Here is a 956-nt window from a genome sequence, read left to right as displayed (position 1 = left end):
CCGTCGTCCATCGCGATCGGATGGATCAGGGTAACAACCATTTTGATGTTGTCGCCCGGCATTACCATCTCTACGCCTTCCGGCAGTTCGATGGTGCCAGTCACGTCAGTTGTACGGAAGTAGAACTGCGGACGGTAGCCTTTGAAGAACGGAGTGTGACGGCCGCCTTCGTCTTTGGACAGGATGTACACTTCGGATTCGAACTTGGTGTGCGGCTTGATTGAGCCCGGCTTAGCCAGAACCTGGCCACGCTGGATCTCTTCACGCTTGATACCACGCAGCAGAACGCCGCAGTTCTCGCCTGCACGACCTTCGTCCAGCAGTTTGCGGAACATTTCAACGCCGGTACAGGTAGATTTCGCAGTATCTTTGATACCCACGATTTCAACTTCTTCACCAACCTTGATGATACCGCGCTCTACACGACCGGTAACAACGGTACCACGACCGGAGATGGAGAATACGTCTTCGATCGGCAGCAGGAACGGCTTGTCAATCGCACGCTCTGGTTCCGGGATGTAGGAATCCAGGTAGCCAGCCAGCTCAACGATTTTCTCTTCCCACTCAGCTTCGCCTTCCAGCGCTTTCAGCGCAGAACCACGAATGATCGGGGTGTCGTCGCCCGGGAAGTCGTACTGGGACAGAAGTTCACGCACTTCCATCTCAACCAGTTCCAGCAGCTCTTCGTCATCAACCATGTCGCATTTGTTCAGGAACACGATGATGTACGGAACGCCTACCTGACGACCCAGCAGGATGTGCTCACGGGTCTGCGGCATCGGGCCGTCAGTCGCAGCAACAACCAGGATCGCGCCGTCCATCTGCGCAGCACCGGTGATCATGTTTTTAACATAGTCGGCGTGGCCCGGGCAGTCTACGTGCGCGTAGTGGCGAGTCGGGGTGTCATACTCAACGTGAGAGGTGTTGATGGTGATACCACGAGCTTTCTCTTCCGG

General features: G+C 55.8%; 1 protein-coding gene. It reads right to left on the bottom strand.

The window, feature by feature from the left end:
- Positions 1 to 956: elongation factor Tu (gene tuf / locus EV102420_RS20795; RefSeq protein ID WP_052512396.1), on the bottom strand; the 956-nt coding region annotated here is incomplete at both ends.

This window comes from Pseudescherichia vulneris NBRC 102420 (assembly GCF_000759795.1).
In the GTDB taxonomy this organism is placed as follows: domain Bacteria; phylum Pseudomonadota; class Gammaproteobacteria; order Enterobacterales; family Enterobacteriaceae; genus Pseudescherichia; species Pseudescherichia vulneris.
The sequence above is the reverse complement of the archived record's forward strand: the minus strand, read 5'-3'. Positions and strand labels throughout refer to the sequence as shown.